Source organism: Pseudomonas sp. A25(2017) (assembly GCF_002001065.1).
In the GTDB taxonomy this organism is placed as follows: domain Bacteria; phylum Pseudomonadota; class Gammaproteobacteria; order Pseudomonadales; family Pseudomonadaceae; genus Aquipseudomonas; species Aquipseudomonas kilonensis.
The window spans coordinates 83237-107257 of sequence record NZ_MUOA01000046.1; the positions used below are offsets into that span (position 1 = coordinate 83237).

The following is a 24021-nucleotide window of genomic DNA, read 5'->3' on the forward strand; positions in this document are numbered from 1 at the left end:
ATCCTTACTCTTCCATCTCTGATAACAGGCGCTGCATTTCGTCCAGGGCTTCGTCGGTCGAAGGCCCTTGGGGTTTCTCGATCTGCTCGGCAAGACCGGCAATCGTCGGGTTATGGAACAGGCTGCGCAGCTCGATCCTGATGCCGAAACGGCTCTCAATCTGGGTCATCAGGCGCATCGCCAACAACGAATGCCCGCCCAGCTCGAAGAAACTGTTGAACACCCCGACTTGCGGCACCTCAAGCAGGCTTTGCCAGATGTCGGCCAGTTGCTGCTCCAGTTCGTTGCGCGGCGCCACGCCCTGTACAGCGATGGGCTGCGGTGCCGGCAAGGCCTTGCGGTCGATCTTGCCGTTGGCATTGAGGGCAAAACGCTGCACCTCGATAAAACCGGCCGGGACCATGTAGCCCGGCAACAGGCCTTCGAGATGCCGCCGCAGGGCCACTTGATCAACGGGGCTGGTCGCCTGCAGCCAAGCGAACAGGCTTTGACTGCGCGGATCGATCATCACCACGGCCTCTTCAACGCCCGGGTAACGACGCACCAGCGATTCGATCTCACCGGGCTCGATGCGGAATCCGCGCACCTTGACCTGGAAGTCGCTGCGACCGACATACGCCAACCGACCGTCACCGCGCCGGCGTACCAGGTCGCCAGTGCGGTACATGCGGCTGCCAGGTTCGCTGGCATAGGGGTCAGGCAGATAAACCGCGGCCGTTGCGGCGGCGGCATGCTGATAGCCACGGGTAACCCCGGCGCCCGCGATATACAGCTCCCCGGTCGTGCCCAGCGGCACCGGACGCAGCATCTCATCGAGCACATAGCAGCGGGTGTTGAGCAGTGGCGAGCCAATATCCGCCACGCCAGACGGCACGTCCTGCAGCGCCTGGGTGGTCGACCAGACGGTGGTTTCGGTCGGGCCATAGGCGTTGATCAGGACCACGCCCCGGCTACGCAGCTCGGTCACCAGTTCGCCCGGAACCGCTTCCCCCCCAATCAGCCCGCGCACTGGCGGCCAGTCGGCCTGTCCGGTTTCCAGCAGGATCTGCCAGCCGGCGGGTGTCGCCTGGAACACCGTGGCCCGACGCAGCAAGGCAAACAGTTGATGACCATCGACGACCTGCTCGCGACGGGCCAGCAAGATGGCTGCGCCGTTGACCAGCGGCAAGAACAGTTCCGGCTTGCACATATCGAACGCGTAAGTGGTACTGGCCAGCCAGACATCCGCAGCGCTGAGTGGCAACTGCCGATCGAGACCGGCCAACAGGTTGCTCAGGTTCTCGCGGGTGACCTGTACGCCTTTTGGTGTACCGGTCGAGCCCGAGGTGTAGATCACATAAGCGCGTTGCTGTGGGTTGACCGCCAGCACCAGGTTGTCGGTGCTGCATGCCTCCAGCGACAACTGATCGAGCCAGACATTGTCGACACCGCTCAAGGCATCGCCACACTGACTTTCGCTGAGCACCAGGGCCGGCCGCGCGTGCTCGATGATGAAGCGCAGGCGATCTGCCGGGTGTTGCGGATCCAGCGGCAAATACGCCGCACCAGCTTTGTGAATAGCCAGCAGGGTTGGCAGCAACCAGGGGCCACGACTCAAGCAAACGGCAATCAGCTCATCGGTGCCGACACCCTGTGCACGCAGCCAATGGGCCAGGCGATTACTGAGGGCATTGAGCTGGGCATAACTCAATTGCTGATCCTGGCAATCGACCGCCAATGCCTGGGGTGTCAATGTCACTTGACGCTCGAATCGGGCAATCAGGTCCGCTTCGCCGTGCAAGGCCTCGGCCGCCTGGTTCCATGGCCGCTGGGCCAGGGCATGATCGGCGTTGGCCAGGTCAATGTCCCATAGGCGCGCCTGTGAGTTTTTCAGCATGCCCTCGAGCAGATACAGATATTCGTCGGCATAACGTTGCGCCGTCCGGGCCAGGAACAGGTCGGTGTTGTACTCCAGCACACATTGCCAATCGTCACCGTACTGCTCGATGTGCAAGCCGATATCCACCAGGGCGCTGTCACTTTCCACATCCAGTCGCTGCACCGGCAAGCCGGCGAAATGGTGCTCATCCTTTACGGCGACATCGCGCTGGATCAGGTTGAACAACGCCTGGAACAGCGGTGTGTGGCTGAGGTCGCGGCGCACCTGCAACGCCTCCACCAGCCGTTCGAAAGGGACATCCCCATGCTGCTGCGCAGCCAGGTGAGTGGCTTGCAATTGCTGCCAGAACTGTTCGACCGACTGCTGGGCATCAATGTGACTGCGCAGCACCTGGGTGGTCGCGAAGTAGCCAATCAGGTTATCCGTATGGGCCTGGTGGCGATGGGCGACCGGCAGGCCAATCCAGATTTCACGCTGGCCCGAGTGCCTGGCCAGGAGCGTTTTCCAGGCGGCCAGCAATGGCGCGAACGCGGTCAGCCCATGCTGTTGCGCGGTCTCGCGCAGTTCCTTGACCAGCCTTGCCGGCAGGCTGAAGCGCAGGCGCTGGCCGTTGTAACCTTGCTGCGCGGGGCGTGGCATGTCGGTCGGCAGGTTCAGCACTGGCGGCTCCCCTGCCAGGGTTCGACGCCAGTATTCAAGCTGCGATTCGATACGCGCTTGCCCCGAAGGACTCTGCCAACTGGCCGCGATGTCAGAAAACTGCAGCGGTAGTGGCGGCAGGCAAGCGCTGCCCCCCTCCAGCAAGGCCTGGTAGATCAGTTGCAGCTCATTGAAGAAAATTTCCAGCGAACGGGCATCGGCGATGATGTGGTGCAAGGTGACCTGCAGCACACTCAGGTGTTGGCCCTGATACACACGAACCCGCCACAGCGGGGGGGCCGAAAGGTCGAAGGGACGCTGTGCTTCTTGACTCAGTTTCTGCGCAAAAAAAGGCGAATGCGCGTCGATCTCCAGTGGCTCGAAGCTCACCGGCAGCGCCGTGAGCGCCTCGACCTGCTGACGTGCGCCCTCGGGCGTTTCGCTGAACACCGTCCGCAGGCTGTGCTGGCGGCTGATCAGTTGCGTCAGCGCCTGCTCCAGCAACGACGGTTGCAGTGCCCCCTCCAGACGCAAGGCCAGGGACAAATGGTAGGCCTGGGTATCGCCCTGCAAACGATCGAGGAACCACAGCCGCTGCTGGGTGAAATGCAGCGGTGCCAAGGGTTCTTCAAAATGACGCAGGACATCTTCGGCCTCGATGCTCGTCGCCGCCAGCTGCGCCGCCAGATCCCGCAGGACCGGCTGCTCGAACACCGTGCGCAAGGGAAGACGCCGGCCATGCTGTTCGGCCATTCGCGCCACCAGGCGCGCCGCCAGCAAGGAATGGCCGCCCAAGGCGAAGAAGTTGTCGTCGGCCCCCACATCGGTGCAGCCCAACAGCTCCTCCCAGAGCTTGGCCAACGCCTGCTCCCATTCGCCCGAAAGCCCGCCACTCTGGCGGTCACGCTGTACCGGTGCCGGCAATGCCTTGCGGTCAACCTTGCCGCTGGGGCTCAAAGGCAGGGTGTCCAGGCGAACGAACTGGCTCGGCAACATGTAGTCCGGCAATTGCGCGCCGAGTGTCTCACGCAGCATCGCTTCATCCAGCGCGTCGCCTGCGTAGTAAGCCACCAGACTCGCTGTTTCACCGCCGCCCAGCAGCACGACAGCCGCTTCGCGCACCCCGGGAATACGCGCCAGCAGCGCTTCGATTTCACCCAGTTCGATACGGAAACCACGCAGTTTGACTTGGAAATCCAGGCGCCCCAGGTAATCCAGGCCGCCACTGTTGTTGCGTCGAACCCGATCACCGGTGCGATACATGCGCGCGCCAGGCATGAAAGGATCCGGCAGGAACGCCGCCGCGGTCAGTCGCGCCGCCGCGAAGTAACCCCGACCAAGGTTCGCCCCGGCCAGATACAGTTCACCGGGCACACCTGCGGGCACTGGCTGCAGATCAGCATCCAGGACATACGCGGCGGTATTGGCCACCGGTTGTCCGATTGGCACCTCAACACCAGCCTCACCGCCGTTGCGCACTTCAAACGTGCTGTAGACCGTCGCTTCTGTCGGCCCGTAGCCGTTGATCACCCGGGCGCCCCTGCCCTCGATGGCCTCGGCCAGTGCACAGGGCAAGGCCTCTCCACCGGAAACGGCACGCACGCCTTGCCAACTGCGCGAGGTGTGCGCCACCAGCATCCGCCAGGTCGCCGGAGTGGCCTGCATGACCGTCGGTTGTCCTGTCATCAATAGCTGATCGATCGCTTGGGGATCACGCGCCTGCTCGCGATCAGCCAACAGGATGCTGGCGCCATGCGCCAGAGGCAGCAGCAATTCGACAATGGCAATATCAAATGTCGCGGTGGTCAATGCCAGCACCCGATCCCGGGCCGTCATTGGCAAGACCTGGTCCACGGCCAGCATCAGGTTCATCAGGTTGCCGCGGCTGATGGCCACGCCTTTGGGTTGGCCGGTGGAACCGGAGGTGTACAACACGTAAGCGAGCTGCTCCGCCACCAATACCGGAGCCTTGTAGCAGTCGGCAGCGCTCATCGCATCGATATCAAGCAATGGCACGCCACTGTTCCACTGCGCCAACACCGCCAGACTCGCGACCGTTCCCAGGCACAGCTTGGGTTGCGCCGCCTCAAGAATGTAACGGCCACGCTCCGGTGGCGTGTCCTCGGCCAACGGCACATAGGCAGCACCGGCCTTGAGGATCGCCAGCATCGCCATGGGCAGGCGGGCATCACGAGGCAGGCTCAAGGCCACTCGATCTTCGATGCCAACGCCATGGGCCTGCAAAGCCGCCGCCAGTCGTTCGGCGGCCTGATCCAGTTCGCCATAGCTCAGGCGCTCATTGCCAGCCAGTACGGCAACCGCGTCGGGTTGGCGGGCAACCTGATGAGCAAAGGCCTGGAGGATGTCCTGATGACCGGCCACGCCGTGCCCCTCGATTCGGGCAAGGCCACGTTCGGCAGGTTGCCATGCCAGCTCCCCCAAGGCCTGCCCTGGCTGCTCGAGCAACGCATCAAGCAATGCCAGATATTGCTCGGCCATCGCTTGCACGGTCTGTTCGCGGAACAGATCGCTGCTGTATTGAAGGCTCAGGCTGATGCCATGCTCGCTGTCACGCACGTCCAGGTGCAGGTCACACATGGCGCTGTCCGGACGATTGTCCAACGGCTCGGCGATCACATCGGTCAGCTCGAAACGCTCCAGGGCGTTGCCCGGAAAGTAGTTGAACATGGCCTGGAACAGGGGGTTGTAACTTACCTGGCGGACCACACCGAGCTGTTCGATCAGGTAATCGAAGGGCAAGTCCTGATGGGACTGAACCGACACCGACAACGCCTGCAACTCGGTCATCAGTTGCAGCAGACTGCGCTCGCCCGACAGTTTTTTGCGATACACCAGCGTGTTGACGAAGCAACCGACCAGGGGCTGCAGGACCCCATGGTGCCGATTGGCAACGGGAACCCCGACCAGGATGTCGTCCGCGCCGCTGCGGCTGCGCAACAGCAGCTGAAACGCGGTCAGCATCGGGATGAAATTGCTCCAGCCGTGACCAGCACTGAACGCGCGCAAGCGTGCCGTCAGGGCCTCGGGCAAGCGCCGCTCAACACGACCGCCCGCCTGGGTGGCCTGGGCAGGACGAGGAAAATCGGCCGCCAGCTCCAGCACCGGCAACTCGCCGGCCAACTGCTCGCGCCAATAGGCCAGTTCCTGCTCACAGGCCTTGCTGGTCATCCATTGGCGTTGCCAGAGCGCATAGTCGGCGTATTGCATCGACGAGGCTGACTGCTCCGTCACCAGGCCTTGCCGCAAGTTGCGGTACTGCTTGCACACACCGTCGATGATCAATTGCAGGGACCAGCCATCGGCAACGATGTGATGGCAGTTCAACGACAGGACAAATGCATCCGGCGCCAGGCGATAGAGTCTTGCACGCAGTAACGGAGCCGTTTCCAGGGAGAACGGCGTCATTGCATCCTGACGCAGCAAGTCGTGCAGCGCCTCTTCGCTCTGCACCTCGATCAAAGGCATCTCAAGCTCGGTGCGGGCCAGGATCACCTGGCTCGGCCCTTGAGCCTCGCCTATGAACCCGGTGCGCAGCACTTCGTGCTGATCGACCACAGCCTGCAGGGCCGCACGTAGCTCGGCGATATGCAACTCGCCAGTCAAGCGCACGGCACCGGCCAGGTTATAGGCGGGACTTTGGGGATCCAGTTGCTGCAGAAACCACAGGCGCTGCTGGGCAAACGAAAGTGGCAGCTTTTCAGGGCGCGGCAACAGCGTTGGCGACGACTTGACCGTGCCGGCCCGGCTTTCCAGCCAATCGGCCATGGCGGCGATGGTCGGGCGCTCGAACACCACGCGCAGAGGCAAATCCTTGCCACTGAGCTTGCCGATCAGGCCAATCAGTTGAGTGGCCAGCAGCGAGTGACCGCCAAGCTCGAAGAAATTGTCCTCGACCCCGACCTGACCGAGCCCCAGCACGCTTTGCCAAGCCTCGACCAGTTGGCCTTGCAGCTCGCTGCTGGGCGCGACATAGCGGGCCTGACTTTGCGCGGCGAAATCTGGCGCGGGCAAGGACTTGCGGTCGATCTTGCCATTGCCATTGAGTGGAAAGCGCTCCAGAAACACAAAAGCGCCCGGGGTCATGTACGGCGGCAGGTTACCCAGAACATGCTCGCGCAGGGCCTCGATGCTTGCCTGTGCATCCGCCACCACATAAGCCACCAGGACCTTGGAACGTTGCTGGTCATCACGAGCCACCACCACGGCTTCCCGTACACCGGGGTAACGGGTCAGGCAGGCTTCGATCTCGTCCAGTTCAATACGGTGCCCGCGGATCTTGACTTGGTGGTCGGTACGGCCGACGTATTCAAGATCACCATTGGGCAGGAAGCGCGCCAGGTCGCCAGTGCGATAGAGACGGGAACCGTCGTTGGCAATCGGGTCCGGCAGGAACACCGCCGCCGTGCGCGCCGGATCGGCCATATAGCCGCGCCCGACGCCCACCCCGGCAACGAAGATTTCCCCGACCGCTCCGGCCGGTATCGGCTGCAGGTCGGCATTGAGCAGGTACAAACGATTGTTCAATGTGGCGCGACCGATCGGCACATTGGTGCGCTGCTCAGGCAAACGTTCGAGCAACGGATGAAAAGCCACGTCATCGGAGCATTCGGCCGGCCCATAGGCGTTCATCAACGGGATGGCGGGATAACGCTCGAACCAGCGACGCGCCAACGCCGGCGGCAACGCCTCGCCGGTGGCCAGCACCCAGCGCAGGGCCGAACGCTCGAGCCCCGCGTCGAGCAGGCTCTGCATCAACGACGGCACGGCCTCAAGGATACTGATGCCGTGCCGTTCAATGGCTGAAGCCAGCGCCTCAGGATCCTGCACGACGCAATCGCCGAGGATCACGGTGCGCGCCCCCAGTACCAGGCCGGCGAGGGTTTGCCAGACGGAAATGTCGAAGCACTGCGGCGCGGTCTGGGCAATCACGTCGGTCGCATCGAGCCCCAGCCCCGGCAGTTTGCCGAGGATGTTATTGAGCATGCCCGCATGCGCCACCATGGCCCCTTTGGGGGTGCCGGTGGAACCGGAAGTGAAGATGCAATAGGCCAACGAGCGGTCGTGAACGGGGATGTTCAACTCGTCATCGCTGTAGCGGTCCAACACCGCCGGATCGTAGAGCACCGATTGGGGACGCTGCTCGAGGTAGTCCAAAGCCTCCATCGCCAGCTCGCCCTGCCCTGCACTGTGAATCAGCAGTGGCGTGCGACTCTGGCGCAGGACCTGCGCCAGCCGCTGAGGCGGGTTGCGTGGGTCGAGCGGCAGCCAACCGGCGCCGGCCTTGAGGGTGGCGACAATCATCACCACCAGGTCCAGGCCTCGCTCGTCGAACACCGCGACCAAATCGTCGGACTTGACCCCCTGCGCCCGCAAGTGTCGGGCCAGACGGTTGGCGGCGCGGTTCAACTGGTCGAAGGTCAGGCTTTGCTCGCCGTGAACCATGGCAATGCGCTCGGGCGTCTGGCGAACCTGTTGCTCAAACCGCTCGATGTACAGCGGTTGCAGCAGTTGTTCATCGGCCGCCAGACCACCCCCGGCCCAAACCTGATGCTGGTGGGCAATCTCACGCTCATCGAGCATCGCCAAATGGTGCAAAGGGGTCTCGGCGTTCGTGTGCAGGGCATCACCGATGTTCAGCAACAAGGTGCGGAAGTGGCGCAGCATCTGCTCGACTTCTTCGCGCAGGAACCAGTCGGTCTGGTAGGTCAGTTGCAAATGCAGGCGCTCACCCGGAACGATCACCACCGTGATGGGATAGTTCGTATGGGTGCGGTTGGCCATGTCGCTGATCAGGTAGTCCAGTTGCCCCTGGCGCAAGTCGGCGGCAATGGGTGCGTTTTCGAAGACGAACAGGCTCTGGAACAAATCCTGACGCTGTACTTCGCTCCAGCGCTGGATCTCGGCCAGGGACACACTCTCGTGTTCGCGCAGGCTCAGGTTCTCGGTCTGCAAGGCCTTCAGCCATGGGCCCAGCGCGTCATCCGGGCGCCAACGCCAGCGCAGCGGCAAACTGTTGATGAACAGACCGACGATGTTTTCCATGCCTTGCAGGTGCACCGGGCGACCGGCGACAGTGATACCGAACACCAGGTCGCGATCACCGCTGTAACGCGCCAGCAGCAAAGCCCAGGCCCCCTGCACCAGCGTATTGAGGGTGATGCCGTGTTGGGCCGCCGCGCTTTGCAAGGCCTGGGTCTGCGGGACATCCAGAAGTTCGACGCAGTCTTCAACGGGCTCGGCGGCGTCCTGAATACGGCCAACATGGCCGAAGCCAAATTCATTGGGCGTGTCAAAGCCGGCCAGGCGTTGTTGCCAGAACGCCTGATGATCTTCCGGTTTCTGCGTTTCCAGCCAGCGAATGAAATCACGGTACGGACGCGGCGCCGGCAAATTCAGGCGGCGACCTTCCTGGGCGGCGCGGTAGCCGTTGAGGAAGTCCATCATGATGATCGAGAAGCACCAGGCATCCATCAGGATGTGGTGATAGCTGCGCACGAACTGGTAGGTGTCGGGTGCCAGCTTGTACAGCCTGACCCGCATCAGGGGCGCCTTGGTAAAATCCAGTCCCTGGGCGCGTTCTTCGCTGAGCAATTGCTCCAGGCGATCCTGCTGCTCACCTTCGCTTAGATGCGACCAGTCCTCATAGGTGATCGGCAATTCGACCTGCTTGTGCACGACCTGCATCGGTCGTTTCTGCTGCTTCCAGACAAAGGAGGTGCGCAGCAACTCATGGCGCTCCACCACCTGCGCCCAGGCCTGACGAAAAGCGGCCAGATCGAGATTGGGCATGACCATGACATGACGGTATTGCAGCAGGTACATACCCTTGCCCGGGTGCAGCAGGCTATGAAACAGCAGCCCCTGCTGCATGGGAGCCAGCGGGTAAATCGCTTCGATATTGCGCGAAAGTGCTTTGACCTTGTCGTTCATGCTGACGGTATCCGAACCTGTAATGTAGGGGGGGCGCAATAGATGTCACTGCTCGAGTTGTTCGAGCAGCCCCAGGAATTCATCGTCGGACAAGCCGGAGTCGGCGAAGTCCGAAGCCGTGGCGCGACCGGCCGTGGGGGCCAGGCAGTGCTCCAGCAAGGCCGCAATGCGCTGCTGGAACTGCTGCGCCAACTCGCGGACCAACGCTGGCTCGTGGACCTGCGGGGCATAACGCCATTCGATATGCAGCCGACCTTCGTTCACCAGCGCGGTGACATCCAGCAAGTGCGTGCGGCGGGTGCTGTCGGCGCGCATGCCTGGGCAGATCGGCCGAGCCAATCGCCAAAGGCTGGACGCATCGAGCCATTGGTCGACCCGCCCCAGGTAGTTGAAGGTCAGCAGCGAGGCCGCCCCCAGGCCATGGGCCGGGTCGAGGCGCAGCAGTCCGTAACCCATGCCTTGTTCAGGTACGCGGCGCAGGGCTTCCTTGGCGGCGATGATCGAGTGTTCGCAATCCCATGAAGTGTCGACGGCCAGCGGATAGCGGCTGGTATGCCAACCAATCGAGCGGGACAGATCGGGGCTCTGCTCCCAACCGCTGCGACCGTGGCTTTCCAATTCAAGGGTGACGCGCTCCCGCCCCTGCCACTGGCCGATGGTCCCGGCCAGCGCGGCCACCAACAGATCCTGGACCTGGGTGCCGTACGCCCCATGACAATCGCCCAGTAACAACTGCGTCTGCTCAACCGACAATTGCGTGTCCAGCGTCCGGCTCTCACCGTACAAGCTGACCTGTTCAGGTACGACGCCCTCGGCGGCCAGCTGCTCGTGCCAGAAATCCACCTGCGCCACTACATCAGGCTCACCGCGGTGGCGCTGCAAAGCTTCGCTCCACACATGGAAACCTGCCGTGACGGCGGGCAGAACCACGTCCGGGTGCAGGTACAGGCCTTCCAACTCTTGCAGCAGCACCTGCCACGACACCGCATCGACCAACAGGTGATGGGCCGTGCAAAGCAATTCCCGGCTGTGGGGGAAGTACACCCAGCGGATCAAAGGGGCCTGGGCCAGGTTCCAACCCTGCTGCGAGCGTTGCAGCAGGGCTTCGCTCAAGGGTTCTTCCACAACCTGGAACAGCGCTTTGACCTGTTCCTGGGAAAAGCGCTGATAGCGTTGTTGCCAGCCCTGCGCCGATGCTTCAAAGGTCAGGCGCAAGCTGGCGTGGCGCTCAAGCAACGCGCCCAGGGCCTGGGTAAACCGCTCCTGATCCAGTGGCTCGTCCAAAGCCAGCAACAGCGACTGGTTCCAGTGTTCGGCCAGGTTTTGCTGCTGGGCAAAGAACCAATCCTGGATCGGCGTCAAGGCGAAAGCCGTGGTGAGCTCTGGCCCGTCGCTGACGGGCAGCGCAGTCATTGCGCCAAGGTCCACCACCTGCTCGGCCCAGCCGCGCACGGTGGGATATTCGAAGATCTGCTTGGGCTTGAGCTGCAGGCCCTGTTGCTTGGCCCGGGCGATGATCTGCAAACTCAGAATCGAGTCGCCGCCGACCGAGAAGAAATTGTCGTCTACCCGCAGATCCGGGTTATTGAGAATTTCCCGGGCGATTTCGAGAAGGCGTTGTTCGAGGGTCCGCTGTGGTGTCTGCACCACCCGGGCCAAGGCTCGCACGCTTTGCTCGGCAAACAACTGCTTGGGTGTCATCAGAATCTGTTGCTGGCGTGCCAGGGCAATGATTTGCAGGCCAAGAATGGAGTCGCCACCCAAGGCAAAGAAGTTGTCATCAGGCCCCACCTCGGGGTTGCCGAGCATCGCTCGCCAGATGTCCAGCAACGCGGTTTCCACGGTACTCAAGGGCTGATCGCCCAACGGCTCTGCCCCCTGCAGCGGCGCCGTCGTTTGCTCAGCCAGGCGCAACAATGCCTGACGATCCACTTTGCCGTTGGGCAGCAAGGCGAAGCCGTCGAGACAATACCACTGAGTCGGTTGCATGTAGTCCGGCAATTGCCCTTGCAGCGCCGTCTGGATTTCGGCCAGTGCGGCCGACGGCGCGACCAGGAAGGCTACCAGTCGATTGCCCGACAACGGCGTGGGGCTATTGAGCACCCTGACATCGCTGACATGAGGCATGGCGCGTAACTGTGCCGCGACTTCCGCCGGCTCCACCCGGTAGCCCCTGATCTTGACCTGCTCATCGAGGCGACCGAGAAACTCCACCTGCCCCTGGTAATTGAGTCGCACACGGTCACCCGTGCGATAACCGTGCTCACCAAAGCGTGCGTGATCGGCATCGGTGGCACTGAGATACCCCTGGGCGACGGTCGCCCCTTGAACGTACAGTTCACCGCTGACGCCGATCGGCAACAGAGCGCCATCAGACGAGCGCACGCTGACCTGGACATTGGCCAGTGGCCGCCCCAACGGTGCGGCACCGCTGGCATCGACCTCATGGGTCAACACCCCGACGGTGGTTTCGCTGGGGCCATAGTGGTTGACGATGCGCAAATCCGTGCTCAAGGCACGCAAGCGTGTCACCAACTCGTGGCTCAGGGCCTCGCCGCCCACCACCAGGCATCGACGCGGCAACAGCCGTTGCGGGTCTTTGGCGATCAACAAGGCGTTGAGGTGCGACGGCACGATTTTCAACAGGTCGACGGGCTGGTGTTCAAGCACGGCAGCCAGTTCCTCGGCGTCGAAGGCCAGCGCCTCGGCCAGCAGGCGCAGACAGCGGCCGCTCAACAGGGCGCCGAACAAGGCTGTATGCCCCAGGTCGGTCGCACAACTGGCCAGACTCGCCAGACTCGCATCGGCCGGCAGATTCAGGCGTTCAAGGCAGCCGGTGACGTAATGAATCAGGTTGCCCTGGCTGACCTTCACGCCCTTTGGCCGGCCACTGGAGCCCGAGGTGTACACCACGTAGGCCGCAAGATCGGCCGCCAGGGCCGCCCGCAAAGGTGCCTCACTGGACACGTGCGCAGACGGCAACGCCAACCACCGAACCTGCTCAGGCAACCACTCGGGTCGCGCGCCCTCACTGATCCACACCTTGGGCATTGCATCCTGACAGATAGCCTGCAAACGCGACGGCGGCCACTGCGGATCGAGGGCCAGGTAGGTCGCGCCACACTGCCAGGTTGCGAGCATGTGCATCACCAACTCACGACTGCGCGGCAGGCACAAGGCAATGCGTTCACCGGCCAGGCTCAAAGCCTCCTGCAAGCGTTCGCCGCGGGCGACCACAGCACGTCCCAGCTCGGCATAGCTGAGCGTACCCTGCTCATCCTGAAGAGCAATCGACTGGGGCTTGCGCTCACACTGCCCAGTGAACGCCTGCCAGGCGTTGCTGACGGCGACCGACGCATCCTCCCCGCCCAGGAATGACTGCTGCTCGGGCACCAACCACTCGAGCTCGGCAAACGGTCTTTTGGGCTGTTCGATCGCCGCGAGTGCCAAGGCGACGAACTGATCCCGATAGCGCTCAATCGTTTCATGGCGGTACAACGCCTTGCTGTAACGCCAGCGGCAGAGGAACCCCTCCTCTTCGTCGATGATCACCATGTTCAGTTCATGGGCCGCGCCTCGCTGCTCCGACAGCAAGCGGTCGACGTACTGCTCGAAAGGCGCGATGCGTTCCTTGTTCAGCGTGAACATATGCTGGAACAGCGGCGCCCTGCCCACCTGGCGCGGCAGATCCAACTGTTTGACCAGGCGCGAGAATGGGTAGTGGCGGTGCTGCAGGGCTTGCTTGACGGTGGCATCTACCTGCCTGGCCCAGTCGCCGCTGGACAGATCCCGACGCAGACGGCAGCGAATCGGCAGCGGATTGACCAGGTAGCCCGGCAGATTGACGTGCTCGCGTCGCAAGCGCCAACCGCTGGGGGTTCCCAGGACGAAATCGTCTTGGCCTGACAGTACGCCGAGAAATTGCTGGAACAGTGAGAACCACAGCACATACGGCGTCACTCCCACCTCTCGGGCTACGGTGCGAAACCGTGCCGTGGTGGCCGGATCGAAGCGCACCGACAACTCCCCACCTTTGAATGCCTGATTGCTGCCGTAGGGAAAATCCGTCGGCAACTCCAGCGTCGGGGCTTCGGCCAGTTGTGCCTGCCACCAGGCCAGTTCCACGGGCTCGGCCGCTTCACTGCGGATATGCAGATCACTGCAGTAGTTGCGATAGGCGTCGGGATTCACGGCGGACAGCGGTTGATCGTTGATCAACGCGAACAGCTCATTGAGCACAATGTAGAACGTGGCCAGATCCGCCGCGATGTGATGAATCACCAATAGCACGGTGTGCTCGACATGGCCGTCGCGTGCGTTGCTCAAAAGGACGACCCGACTGACGTCACCCTCTTCCAGCTTGAAGGGAAGATCGGCCGATTCAGTGATACGTTGCTGCAACGTCTCTGCGCCCACGTCTTGCATGGCCACACACTGCAACGGCTGGACCCGCTCGCGGTGGCTCCACTGCAACAACTCGCCGTTGCGCTCGGCATAGGCCGTGCACAACATCGGATAGCGTTGCTGGACCGTCACCCAGGCGTCCTGCAGGCGTTGAGGCAAGTCCTGGGTAACGAACTGCGGCTTGATCCGTCCGGCATAGGCAATGTTATAGGCGCAGCTGTCAGGCTCCAGACGCTGAAGGAACCAGAGCGCCTGCTCGTTATCCGTCAGGGGCCGGGCAGCAAAATAATCGGGATGCAGTTGCAGCCACTGCAGAACTTCGGCGTCGCGTGCATGGAGCTCGGCATTGAGCTCATCATCCAGCGCACCCGGCGATCCGTGCGTAACGATCAATTGACCTTGGGCTATCGATAGGCGAACTCCACGCAGCCAGCAGCGATGCATCAGGCGATCGAGCATTTGATGTCCTTGAATGTACTTGTTCGAAATAGGCCGCCCAGTGCGACGGCTTTCTGAAAGTGGGGGCGATCAGCTTGCCGAGGCTGGCTCTGCCATGGCGACCACGACCTTGCGCGATCCCTGGAAGGTCGAACGACCGTGAGCCACCAGCATGTTGTCGAGCATCAACACATCACCCGCCTGCCAGGGGAAGCTCACCTGACAGCGTTGCAGGACCTCGCGGATGTGCTCCAGCGCCTCTAGCTCAATCGGCGAGCCGTCGCCATAAAACACGTTACGCGGCACGCCCTGCTCCCCGACGATAGAGATCAATGTCTCGCGCACCGACGCTGCCAGGTTGGAGATATGGAACAGATGAGCCTGGTTGAACCACACCCACTCCCCTGTCACCGGATGCTGGGCAACCGCCTGGCAGACCTGGCGAGTGGAAAGCTCGCCATCGTCCGTCCACTGGAACTCGATGTTGCTGGCGCGACAGAAACGCTCGACCTGGGAGCGGTCTTCGGTGCTGAAAGCCTGTTGCCAGGGCAAGTCCAGGCCATTGCCGTAATTGCGCACGTACATCAGGCGCTTCTCGGCAAAGCGCTGACGGATTGCAGGATCGAGTTGCTGGTAAACGAGGCGACTGTCGGCAATGGGTGTTTCACCGCCGACCTGCGAGGCCTGCATACAGTGAAACCAGATTTTCATCGGCCAATTCAGCGAATAGGACTGTTCATTGTGCAGCGGGATAACCTGATGGGCCGGGTACTCGGTGGAGGTGTATACCCGGTTGTTGAGCTTGGTGCGCGGGGTGGAAGCGTAGTCGTAGGTCAGCAGTTCATGGCCGAAGCTACGAGCAAATTCCTCGAAGTCCGCCTCTCCCTTGAACGCAAAACCGCGAAACAAAATGCCACCCGCACGCGGCAACTCAGTTTCTACGACCTGCTGGATCTGCGCCCGGCTGGCTTGCCAGGCATCCCCGGCAAGCGGGGACTGGAGTATGAACGGCAGGGTCTGCTCGCTACCCGGTACAACATCCATGAATTGAACCTGTGCACGCATCAAACCGCTTTCCATTTAAGCCCCCCGCCATTGCGATCAGCGTATTTTTCGAGAGCATAAACTAATACAAACGAGTAACACCTGCAATAGAGAATCATTGTCATTAATGATGATTGTATCGCAGATGATACGTTTTACTTGGCCTGCAGCACGCTCTCGCGCTCGGCGATATGCGACATCAGCAGATAGGCAGAACCCACCAGGCCCTGCATCGTATCGGCATAGCGGCTGCGATTGAGGTACAGGAACTGACGATTCTTCACTGCAAACAGATTCTGCCACTGTGGGGACTGACGAAACGCCGCTGTGCTGGCTTCCGAGTCGAGCAGCTCTTCATACGTGTCAATAATGAAATCGCTGTCGAAGTCGCCGATGCGCTCCAGGCTGTAAGGCACGTTTTGGCGCGCCTCGCGGTAGGCGGCGACACGCCCCAGGCCAAAATCGCCGATGACGTCGTCCATGCCGCCGCGACCGATCAGTTGAAAGCCATCGCTGTAGACTTCCAGCGTCGTGACGGTAATGCGCGAAGGATCTTTCACGCGCTTCTTGAACTCGCTGACGACCCATTGATATTCGTTGAGCATTTCCGCATAGCGCTGCGGCTTGCCGACCAGGTCGGCGAGTTGCTTGGCGTAAGTCTTGATGTCGCTTTCCCGAGCGGGCAGCAGCACGACCGGGGCGATTTTGCTGAGCTTGTCCTTGAGGTCGGCGTGATAGGACAAACCCACGATCAAGTCAGGCTTCAAGGCGGCAATGGCTTCCAGATCGGGCGCCTGGTGCGAGCCGATATACTGAATGCCCGTCACATCGAACCGCTCCTGCGTCCCGCGGAACAACACGTCCGAGAACAGCTTTTTGCGCCCCGTCGAACCACAGGGTTTGACCCCCAACTCCAGCAACTGGGCCGTCAGGCTGAAGTCATGCAACGACACAATGCAATGCGGCGCTACGGGAACCTCGACTCGGCCAAAACTGTTCTCGAACACTTTGGTTTCAGCGGCGCCAGCCTGTACAGCCACCAATGCCAACGGCACACATAGCATGCCAAGCACACCTCGGAAAAAACCTTTAACCCGGTCCCGCACGCGTTTACCTCCACACATTTCCAATGAGCGTCGCCGTGTTTTCAGCGACTGCGTTGACGCGCCAGCAAAACAATCAGATACGGCGCGCCGATGATTGCGACAACCAGCCCTGCGGGCAACTGCAGGGGCGGCAAAAGCCCCCGACCCAGCGTGTCACCGGCCAGCACCAACAACGCACCGACCAAGGCCGACAAGGGGATCAAGGCGCCATGACGGTCACCCGCCATCTGTCGCGCCAGATGAGGCGCCACCAGCCCGACAAACGTCATGGTGCCCACGTTCGCCACTGCAGCCGCCGTCAACATGACGCTGCACAGCAACAACGAAACCATGATCCACGTGACATTCAGCCCTCGACTGAGTGCGACTTTTTCACCCAACTGCAACAGATTCAACTGACGATGACAGAACAGCAACGGCAGCCCAGCCACCAATAGCCAGAGGCCGAGGCTATGAACCTGCGGCCAACTGGCACGGTGCAAACTGCCGCCAAGCCACATCAGGGCCGACTCCACCTGATCGATATTGCCGTAAGTGATGAGCAGGTCGGCCACCGCGCTGAGCATCGCGGTGAGACCGACACCGACGAGGATCAAGCGCAACGGCGAGATGCCCTGGCGCCAGGACAGCAGCGCAACGAAGAACGCCACCGCCAGCCCTCCGGCCAGTGCCGCCAATGGATAGAATTCCAGAGGCAAAAGCGCCGGCCAGAGCACGATAATCAACAACATGGTGACGCTGGCGCCTGACTCCACGCCCACCAGGCCCGGCGCCGCCAGCGGGTTACGCGTCAACGACTGCATCAACAGACCGGCAAGGGACATGGCCGCACCAGCCAGGACCGCCAGCAAGACACGCGGCAGCCGTAGTTCCCAGAGCAGGTTGCGCATTGTCGAATTGACTTGCTCAGGCGCCAGCAAGGCTTGCCAGACCTGGGCGACACTCAGTGAGTAGCTGCCGACGGTCAATGCGTACAGCGCCAACGCAACAACGGCAACCGTCAGCAACAACACTGAAATCAAGTCGATCGGTCGCGCAATCCAAGGCAACAACGGATACGCCCGGGGCAAGGTCAATCCCGCTCGCATCATCTGACCTTCCTCAATACCAGCACGACAAAAATAGGGCCGCCGATAAGCGCCGTCACGATACCGGTATTGAGCTCGAACGGACGCACCACGGTCCTTGCCGCGATATCCGCCAGAATCAGCAGCAACGCTCCCAGCAACGGGGCGGCCAGCAACAGTCGACGATAATCATCGCCGAACAACAGTCGAGCCGCATGAGGCACCACCAGACCGACAAAGCCAATAGGCCCCGCCAAAGCCACTGCCCCCCCGGACAACAGGACCACCGACGCCAAGCCGAGCACGCGCATTTTCAACAGATTGACACCCATGCCGGCCGCAGCCTGCGGGCCAAGACGATGAGCATTCAATGCACGGACGTTCACCAGGCACAGGCACATGCCGAGCAAGACATAAGGCCAGACCCAAGCCTGCATCGAGCCCCCGGTCACTCCGATGGAGCCGGTAAGCCAGCGCCGCAGGCTGTCGAGCCCCTGCTGATCGAGCAGCAGCAGAATCGAGGTAATGGCGCTGAACAGTGCCGCGATCATCGCTCCGGACAGTGTCAGCCGAATCGGATTGTGCCCCCGGCCCGCCAACAGCAGGACGCCGACGGAGGCCACCAACGCCCCCGCAAATGCAAACAATGGAATCATCGACATATCGTTGCCCGGCAGCACCAGCAAGCCGAACACGACGAATAACGCAGCGCCGCTGTTGATGCCGAGAATGCCCGGATCGGCCAACGGGTTATCACCCACCGCCTGCATGATTGCACCGGCAAGCCCGAGGCTGGCCCCCACCAGCATCGCGACCAGCAGGCGCGGTAAGCGGCTGCCACGGATGACGCTCTGGTCGGGGTTGCCCGGCGCATAGGCGACCAAGGCCTGCCAAGCTTCATGCCAAGGTATGTCCTTTGCGCCGACGGCCAGATGAAGCAGCGAGGTCAAGGCAATTGCCATCAACAAGCCCAACCAGACCGGCAACCGTAAACCCTGACTCACATCGCCTCCCGCACAGCCAATGGCTGGCTTCGGCTCGTCTGCGGCACGCATAACGGATCACCGGAATAAGGGTCGGTGATGATGTGCGCATCCAGATCGAACACCGCTTTGAGATTGTCCCGAGTGAACACCTTGGCAGGTGCGCCCTGGGCGAGCACGCGCCCTTCGCGCATCATCACCAGGTGATCGGCATAACGCGCGGCCTGGTTCAGGTCGTGAAGTACAGCCACGATGGTTTTGCCTTGTTCACGAAGATCCACCAGCAACTCAAGCAGCGTGATCTGATGCGCAATATCGAGAAATGTCGTTGGCTCATCCAGCAGGATCACCGGCGTATCCTGGGCCAGGGTCATTGCAATCCAGCAGCGTTGCAATTGCCCCCCCGACAGGGTGGCCAAGGAACGATCAAGCAAAGGATGGATGCCCGCCAGGTCAATGGCCCGGTCAATGGCCTGTTGATCCTGCTCGGACCATTGGCGCCACCAGGTCTGCCAGGGGAAACGTCCCTGCATCACCAGCTCGCGCACACTCATACCGGCTGGCGATGTCGTGCGCTGCGGCAATAACGCCAGGTGTTGTGCCAGCGTTCGACGCGAATACTGCCCCAGCCGCTTCCCCGACAACTGCACCTCGCCCGTACTCGGCCGCAGCATATGCGCAAGCACATTTAACAACGTGGTCTTGCCGCACCCGTTCGCCCCGATCAACGCCGTGAAACAACCTTCAGGAATATCCAGGCTGACACCGTTGAGAATCTGCTGTTCGCCATAGCTCAGCCGCACATCGGTGGCTTTCAGCATGACCGTCCCTCCACGCCCAAAAGGCCTGATCGAATGTGTTCATCGAGCAATGCCCCATCGTTTTTTGTCCCGTACAACCAAAGGGAATCCGCTGGGGGCATAAGTGGGCGACAGAATATGTCGAAAATAAAATAATTGCCTACAAGACTGACAATACTAATGCAAACCTTTATCATTTACAGCTAACATATGGCCAGTAGACACCAACCCTGATGGTCTGCTGAACCAACCGAATCAGGGCATAAAGGCCCCCGAAGCCAAAATGTAAACTCAAGGACTCCGTCGATGCTCGGAAAAAAAACAACAGTTGGCACCGAAAAACGTTACGTCATGCGTCATCCAGCATTTCACCTGAGCACCCTTGCACTGGCTTTGGGGAGCATTTTTTCAGCGCAGGCGATCGCCGCGCAGGATGAAACATCCGATAAGGGTACAACGGTTCAACTCGGTGAAATCAACATCAATGCCGCCGCTCCGGAGAACCCGACAGGCCCGGTCAACGGCAAAGTCGCCTTGCGCAACACCAGCGCCACCAAAACCAACGCGGCCATCACTGAGACGCCACAGTCGCTGTCCGTGGTGACCGCCGATGAAATGCGCGATCGCAAATCAGACACCCTGGCCGATGCCCTGAGCTACACCCCGGGCTTCACCAGCCAACCAAGCAGCTTCAACCGGACCTCCGATCGGTTCCGCATTCGTGGTTTCGACGTAGAGTCCGCCACCGGCGGCTCGCTGCGCGACGGCCTGCGCCTGCAAAACAACTCCTACGACGGCGTCCAGGAACCCTTCGGCCTGGAGCGCGTGGAAGTGATCCGCGGCGCCGCCTCGGTACTCTACGGGCAACTGTCACCGGGTGGGTTCGTCAACGGCGTCAGCAAACGCCCGACCGAAACACCGCTGCATGAATTGGGCCTGCAATATGGCAATCATGATCGCAAGCAACTGACAGCCGACTTCAGCGGCCCGCTCGGCGACAGCGAGACCCTCAGCTATCGCCTGACCATGCTTCAGCGCGACAGTGATACCCAGCAGGACTACATCAACGACAACAAGACCTACATCGCCCCGGCCCTGACCTGGCGTCCCAACGAAGACACGTCGCTGACATTGTTGTCCTTCTATCAAAAAAGTGACACACGCTTCTCCGCCCCCCTGCCCTACCAACTCGTCAAAGGTGTCGGCAACGGCCCCATCACCATCGGCCGCCACGATTTTATCGGCGAGCCTGACTACGACGATATGAATGGCGAAATGTCCGCCATCGGCTACGAGTTCGAACACCGTTTCGACGAGCACACCCGCATCAGCAACAAATTGCGTTACTACGAAGCGGATGTGAAATGGAAGTACCTGCAGGCCCAGACAAGTCCGCTGGCCATTAATACAGCGGCTACCACAGGTATCCTGAGCCGTCAGTACAGCGACCGGCACGAGCGCTCCAGGGCCCTGGCCAGCGACACCAACGTCGAGACACGTTGGAACATCGGTGGCGTGGAAAATACCTTCCTGGTGGGTGCTGACACCTACGACGCCTCGTACGACTCGCATAACTTCCGGGGCGCCGCACCCTCTATCACTCTCGGTGACTACAACTACGGGCAACCGGTAGTGGTGGATGATAGACAAAGTCGTGATCGTGGCTCACAGATCGATACCCTGCAGACAGGCATCTACCTGCAAGACCAGATCAAGTTCGACGACCATTGGTTACTGCTGCTCGGCGGCCGACACGACTGGGCCGACCAGGATCAGAAAGGGTTCGCCACGGGTCAGAAGATCGACCAGAAGAACGAAGCCACCACCTGGCGTGCCGGCCTTGTGTACCAGGCGGATAACGGTCTGGCGCCGTACATCAGTTACAGCGAGTCGTTCTTCCCGGTCGCGGTGTCCGAAGCGCCTGGCCAGACCTTCGATCCCACCGAAGGCAAGCAGTACGAAATCGGCATCCGCTACCAGCCCCCTGGCAGCAACACGCTGTTGAGCGCAGCGGTTTATGAGCTGACGCAAGAAAACGTAGTGAAGCGTGACCTGTCAGGCCAAAATCCCCAGCAGATTGGCGAACAACGCTCCCGTGGCCTGGAACTGGAAGCCAAAACAGAGCTGACGCCTCAACTGAGTGTCATTGCGACCTACGCCTACACCGATGCACGCATTACCAAAAGCGTGGTCCAGAGCGAAGTAGGCCAGCGCAGCGAAGATACGCCGTACCACCAGGCCGCCCTATGGGCCGACTACAACTTCGCCCTGCTCGGCTTGCCGCAATTGAAGGTCGGTGGTGGTGCTCGCTACAAGGGAACGACCCAGGCCTCGGGTATCGACTCGCAAATGCCGGCCTATACCCTGTTCGATGCCATGGCCAGCTACCAGATCGACAAGAACTGGGACGTTGCCCTCAACGCAAACAACGTGACGAACAAGAAGTACACCTACTGTGAATTTGCCATCTGCCGCTACGGCGACGAGCGCGAGTTGGTAACCTCCGTTAATTTCAGGTGGTAAGGTTGGCTCGGTCGGCGCTGTCAGGGGTCGACCGAGCCATGTAACGCAGCAGAAATCCAAGCACCAAATAGAAGCTGGGTGACACTGGCTTCTACCTCCCTCAAGGGCGATCAAGCGCCTGTTCATACAGAAAACCGATCCGTATCACCGCGCACTGGCAGGTACGGTTTGTGGTCTATAGTTCCTAGCAAATCCGAAAAATTTTCGCTCGTGCAACCTGGAGCAACATCCTCTCGAGCCATAAACCGCGTCGGATAACCACCCGCCTTCAATAGTGAAATGCAGGGAGCACACTATGCCGATCCAGCGGCCTGAAACACTGAGGTTGGCCCCTGGCCCTGCCCATCATGCAGAGATGGATGGCGATAGCGAGGCCGGCGTGTTTCGGTTCGGCTTCGACCAGGCCAAGGAAGCCTACATTCTGTTCCCGCTGCTGGCCGCGCTGCTGTTGCTGGTCATCTGGACCGCTACCTTGTACCTGATCAAGGTTGAACACCTTCGCGCGCAGCAGAGCGCCGCGACAGCGAGCCTGGAGATGGGCGCCACCTACGAAGCGCAAATGTTGCGCGCCATTCACGAAATCGATCAAACCCTCAAGCTGGTCAAATACACCTACGAGGCCGAGGGCGAGCCCAATCCCCTGCGTCGGCTCCAGGAGCGGGCCTTGTTGCCGCCGGCCTTGGTGTTTGACGTCAGTGTGGTCAACCCGGACGGCAGGCTCGTGGCGAGCACGCGGGTCAACGACCGGGAAAACATCGCGGACCCGGATGAGCAGCAAACGCTGCGCCATAGCGACTCACTGTCCATCAGCCATCCGTGGAAAAGCCCAGTCACCGGGGAATGGCGCTTGCGCTTCAGCCGGCGACTCGACGCGGCGGACGGCAGGCTTTCCGGGATCGCCAGGGTCGAGGTCGATGCCGCCTATTTCGTCAGCAGCTACGACGCCTCGAAACTCGGCGACCAGGGTGCGCTCGGGCTCCTTGGCACCGACGGCATCTTCCGCGTACGGCGCACCGGGGAAACGGTACTGGCCGGCGATACGGTCGATTACAGCGCCGTGGTGCCAGACGCCGAAAACACCGAGGCCGTGCTCTCGGTCAACGGATGGGACGGGGTGCGGCGCTACACCAGTGCCCGTCAGCTCTACGACTTTCCGTTGGCGGTGATTGTCGGCTTGTCCGAGCAAGAGCAACTGGCCGCGGTGAACCAGCAAGCGCGTACCTATCTCTGGCGCGCCGCGGGCGGCAGCCTGGTGCTGGTGTTGCTGGTGGGCCTGCTCGCCCGGATGAGCTGGCAACTGGCGCAAAGCCGTCTGCGCGCCGCCGAAGCCCAGACGCAACTGGCCGCGGCCGCCCGCCAGGCCGGCATGGCCGAAATCGCCACCAACGTCCTGCACAACGTGGGCAATGTACTCAACAGCGTGAATATCTCCGCCGACCTGGTCACCCGCAAGCTGCGCACCAGCAAGGCCTTGGGGCTCGGCAAGGCGGTGCAGATGATGAACGAACATGCCGAGGACCTCGGCGACTTCATCTCCCACGACGAAAAAGGCAAACTGCTGCCCGGCTACCTGAACCAACTGGTGGACGCGCTTGCGGTCGAGCAACAGAGCATGACCGAGGAACTCGGCCAGCTGAGTAAAAGCGTTGACCACATCAAGGAAATCGTTTCCGCCCAGCAATCGTATGCAGGCCCCTCCAGCCTTGCCGAAACCGTGCAGATAAAGGAACTGATCGAGGATGCCCTGCGCATGAACGCCGGCATCATCGCGGCGCATCGGATAACCGTGGTGCGAAACCTGGCCGAAACACCCTTGCTGCAACTGGACAAGCACCGGGTGCTGCTGATCCTTATCAACCTGATAAAAAACGCCAGCAGAGCCATGAATGACCGGCCGGAGTTCACCCCTCAAATCATCCTTCAGAGTGAGATCCCCCAAGAAGACACCCTGGTCATCAAGGTCATCGACAATGGCGAAGGCATCGCGCCCGAGAACCTGACGCGGATCTTTGCCCATGGCTTTACCACGCGCAAGGATGGCCATGGTTTTGGTCTGCACAGCTGCGTGCTGGCGGCCATGGAGATGGGCGGCTCGCTGGAAGCCCATAGCGATGGCCCGGGAACAGGTGCGACCTTTACGCTCAAATTGGCGATCTAGGCTACGCTTCGGTGCGTGGTAGCGCGCAG

9 protein-coding genes are annotated in these 24021 nt (G+C 61.3%); 2 read left to right on the top strand and 7 right to left on the bottom strand.

Annotation, left to right across the window (positions count from 1 at the left end):
• Nucleotides 1–4 precede the first annotated feature (4 nt).
• The 7 genes from B0E42_RS07520 to B0E42_RS07550 form a co-directional block, all read right to left on the bottom strand.
• The gene (locus B0E42_RS07520) at nt 5–9469 is read right to left on the bottom strand and encodes a non-ribosomal peptide synthetase (RefSeq protein ID WP_077506123.1); all 9465 of its coding nucleotides are present in this window, start codon (nt 9467–9469) and stop codon (nt 5–7) included.
• A gap of 45 nt (nt 9470–9514) precedes the next feature.
• Nucleotides 9515–14332 (bottom strand): non-ribosomal peptide synthetase, encoded by a 4818-nt coding sequence (locus tag B0E42_RS07525; protein WP_077506124.1) that lies wholly within the window; start codon nt 14330–14332, stop codon nt 9515–9517.
• A gap of 69 nt (nt 14333–14401) precedes the next feature.
• Nucleotides 14402–15376, bottom strand: a complete 975-nt coding sequence (locus B0E42_RS07530; RefSeq protein ID WP_077506204.1) for a TauD/TfdA family dioxygenase — start codon at nt 15374–15376, stop codon at nt 14402–14404.
• Nucleotides 15377–15510: 134 nt separating this feature from the next.
• A complete protein-coding gene (locus B0E42_RS07535; protein WP_018600625.1) occupies nt 15511–16419 on the bottom strand; it encodes an ABC transporter substrate-binding protein in 909 nt (302 codons plus the stop codon).
• Nucleotides 16420–16502: 83 nt separating this feature from the next.
• On the bottom strand, nt 16503–17552 hold the full coding sequence (locus B0E42_RS07540) for an iron ABC transporter permease (RefSeq protein WP_077506125.1): 1050 nt from the start codon (nt 17550–17552) through the stop codon (nt 16503–16505).
• Nucleotides 17549–18583, bottom strand: a complete 1035-nt coding sequence (locus B0E42_RS07545; RefSeq protein ID WP_256578276.1) for an iron ABC transporter permease — start codon at nt 18581–18583, stop codon at nt 17549–17551. The genes B0E42_RS07540 and B0E42_RS07545 overlap by 4 nt, the downstream gene beginning before the upstream one ends.
• Complete coding sequence (locus B0E42_RS07550; protein WP_024616507.1) at nt 18529–19332, bottom strand: ABC transporter ATP-binding protein; 804 nt, start codon at nt 19330–19332, stop codon at nt 18529–18531. The genes B0E42_RS07545 and B0E42_RS07550 overlap by 55 nt, the downstream gene beginning before the upstream one ends.
• A gap of 285 nt (nt 19333–19617) precedes the next feature.
• Between B0E42_RS07550 and B0E42_RS07555 the strand changes: the two genes are divergently transcribed.
• Together B0E42_RS07555 and B0E42_RS07560 are read left to right on the top strand one after the other, a co-directional pair.
• Nucleotides 19618–21834: a TonB-dependent siderophore receptor gene (locus B0E42_RS07555; RefSeq protein WP_077506126.1), complete on the top strand. Its 2217-nt coding sequence runs from the start codon at nt 19618–19620 to the stop codon at nt 21832–21834.
• 295 nt (nt 21835–22129) lie between these two features.
• Complete coding sequence (locus B0E42_RS07560) at nt 22130–23992, top strand: ATP-binding protein (RefSeq protein WP_077506127.1); 1863 nt, start codon at nt 22130–22132, stop codon at nt 23990–23992.
• Nucleotides 23993–24021: the final 29 nt, after the last annotated feature.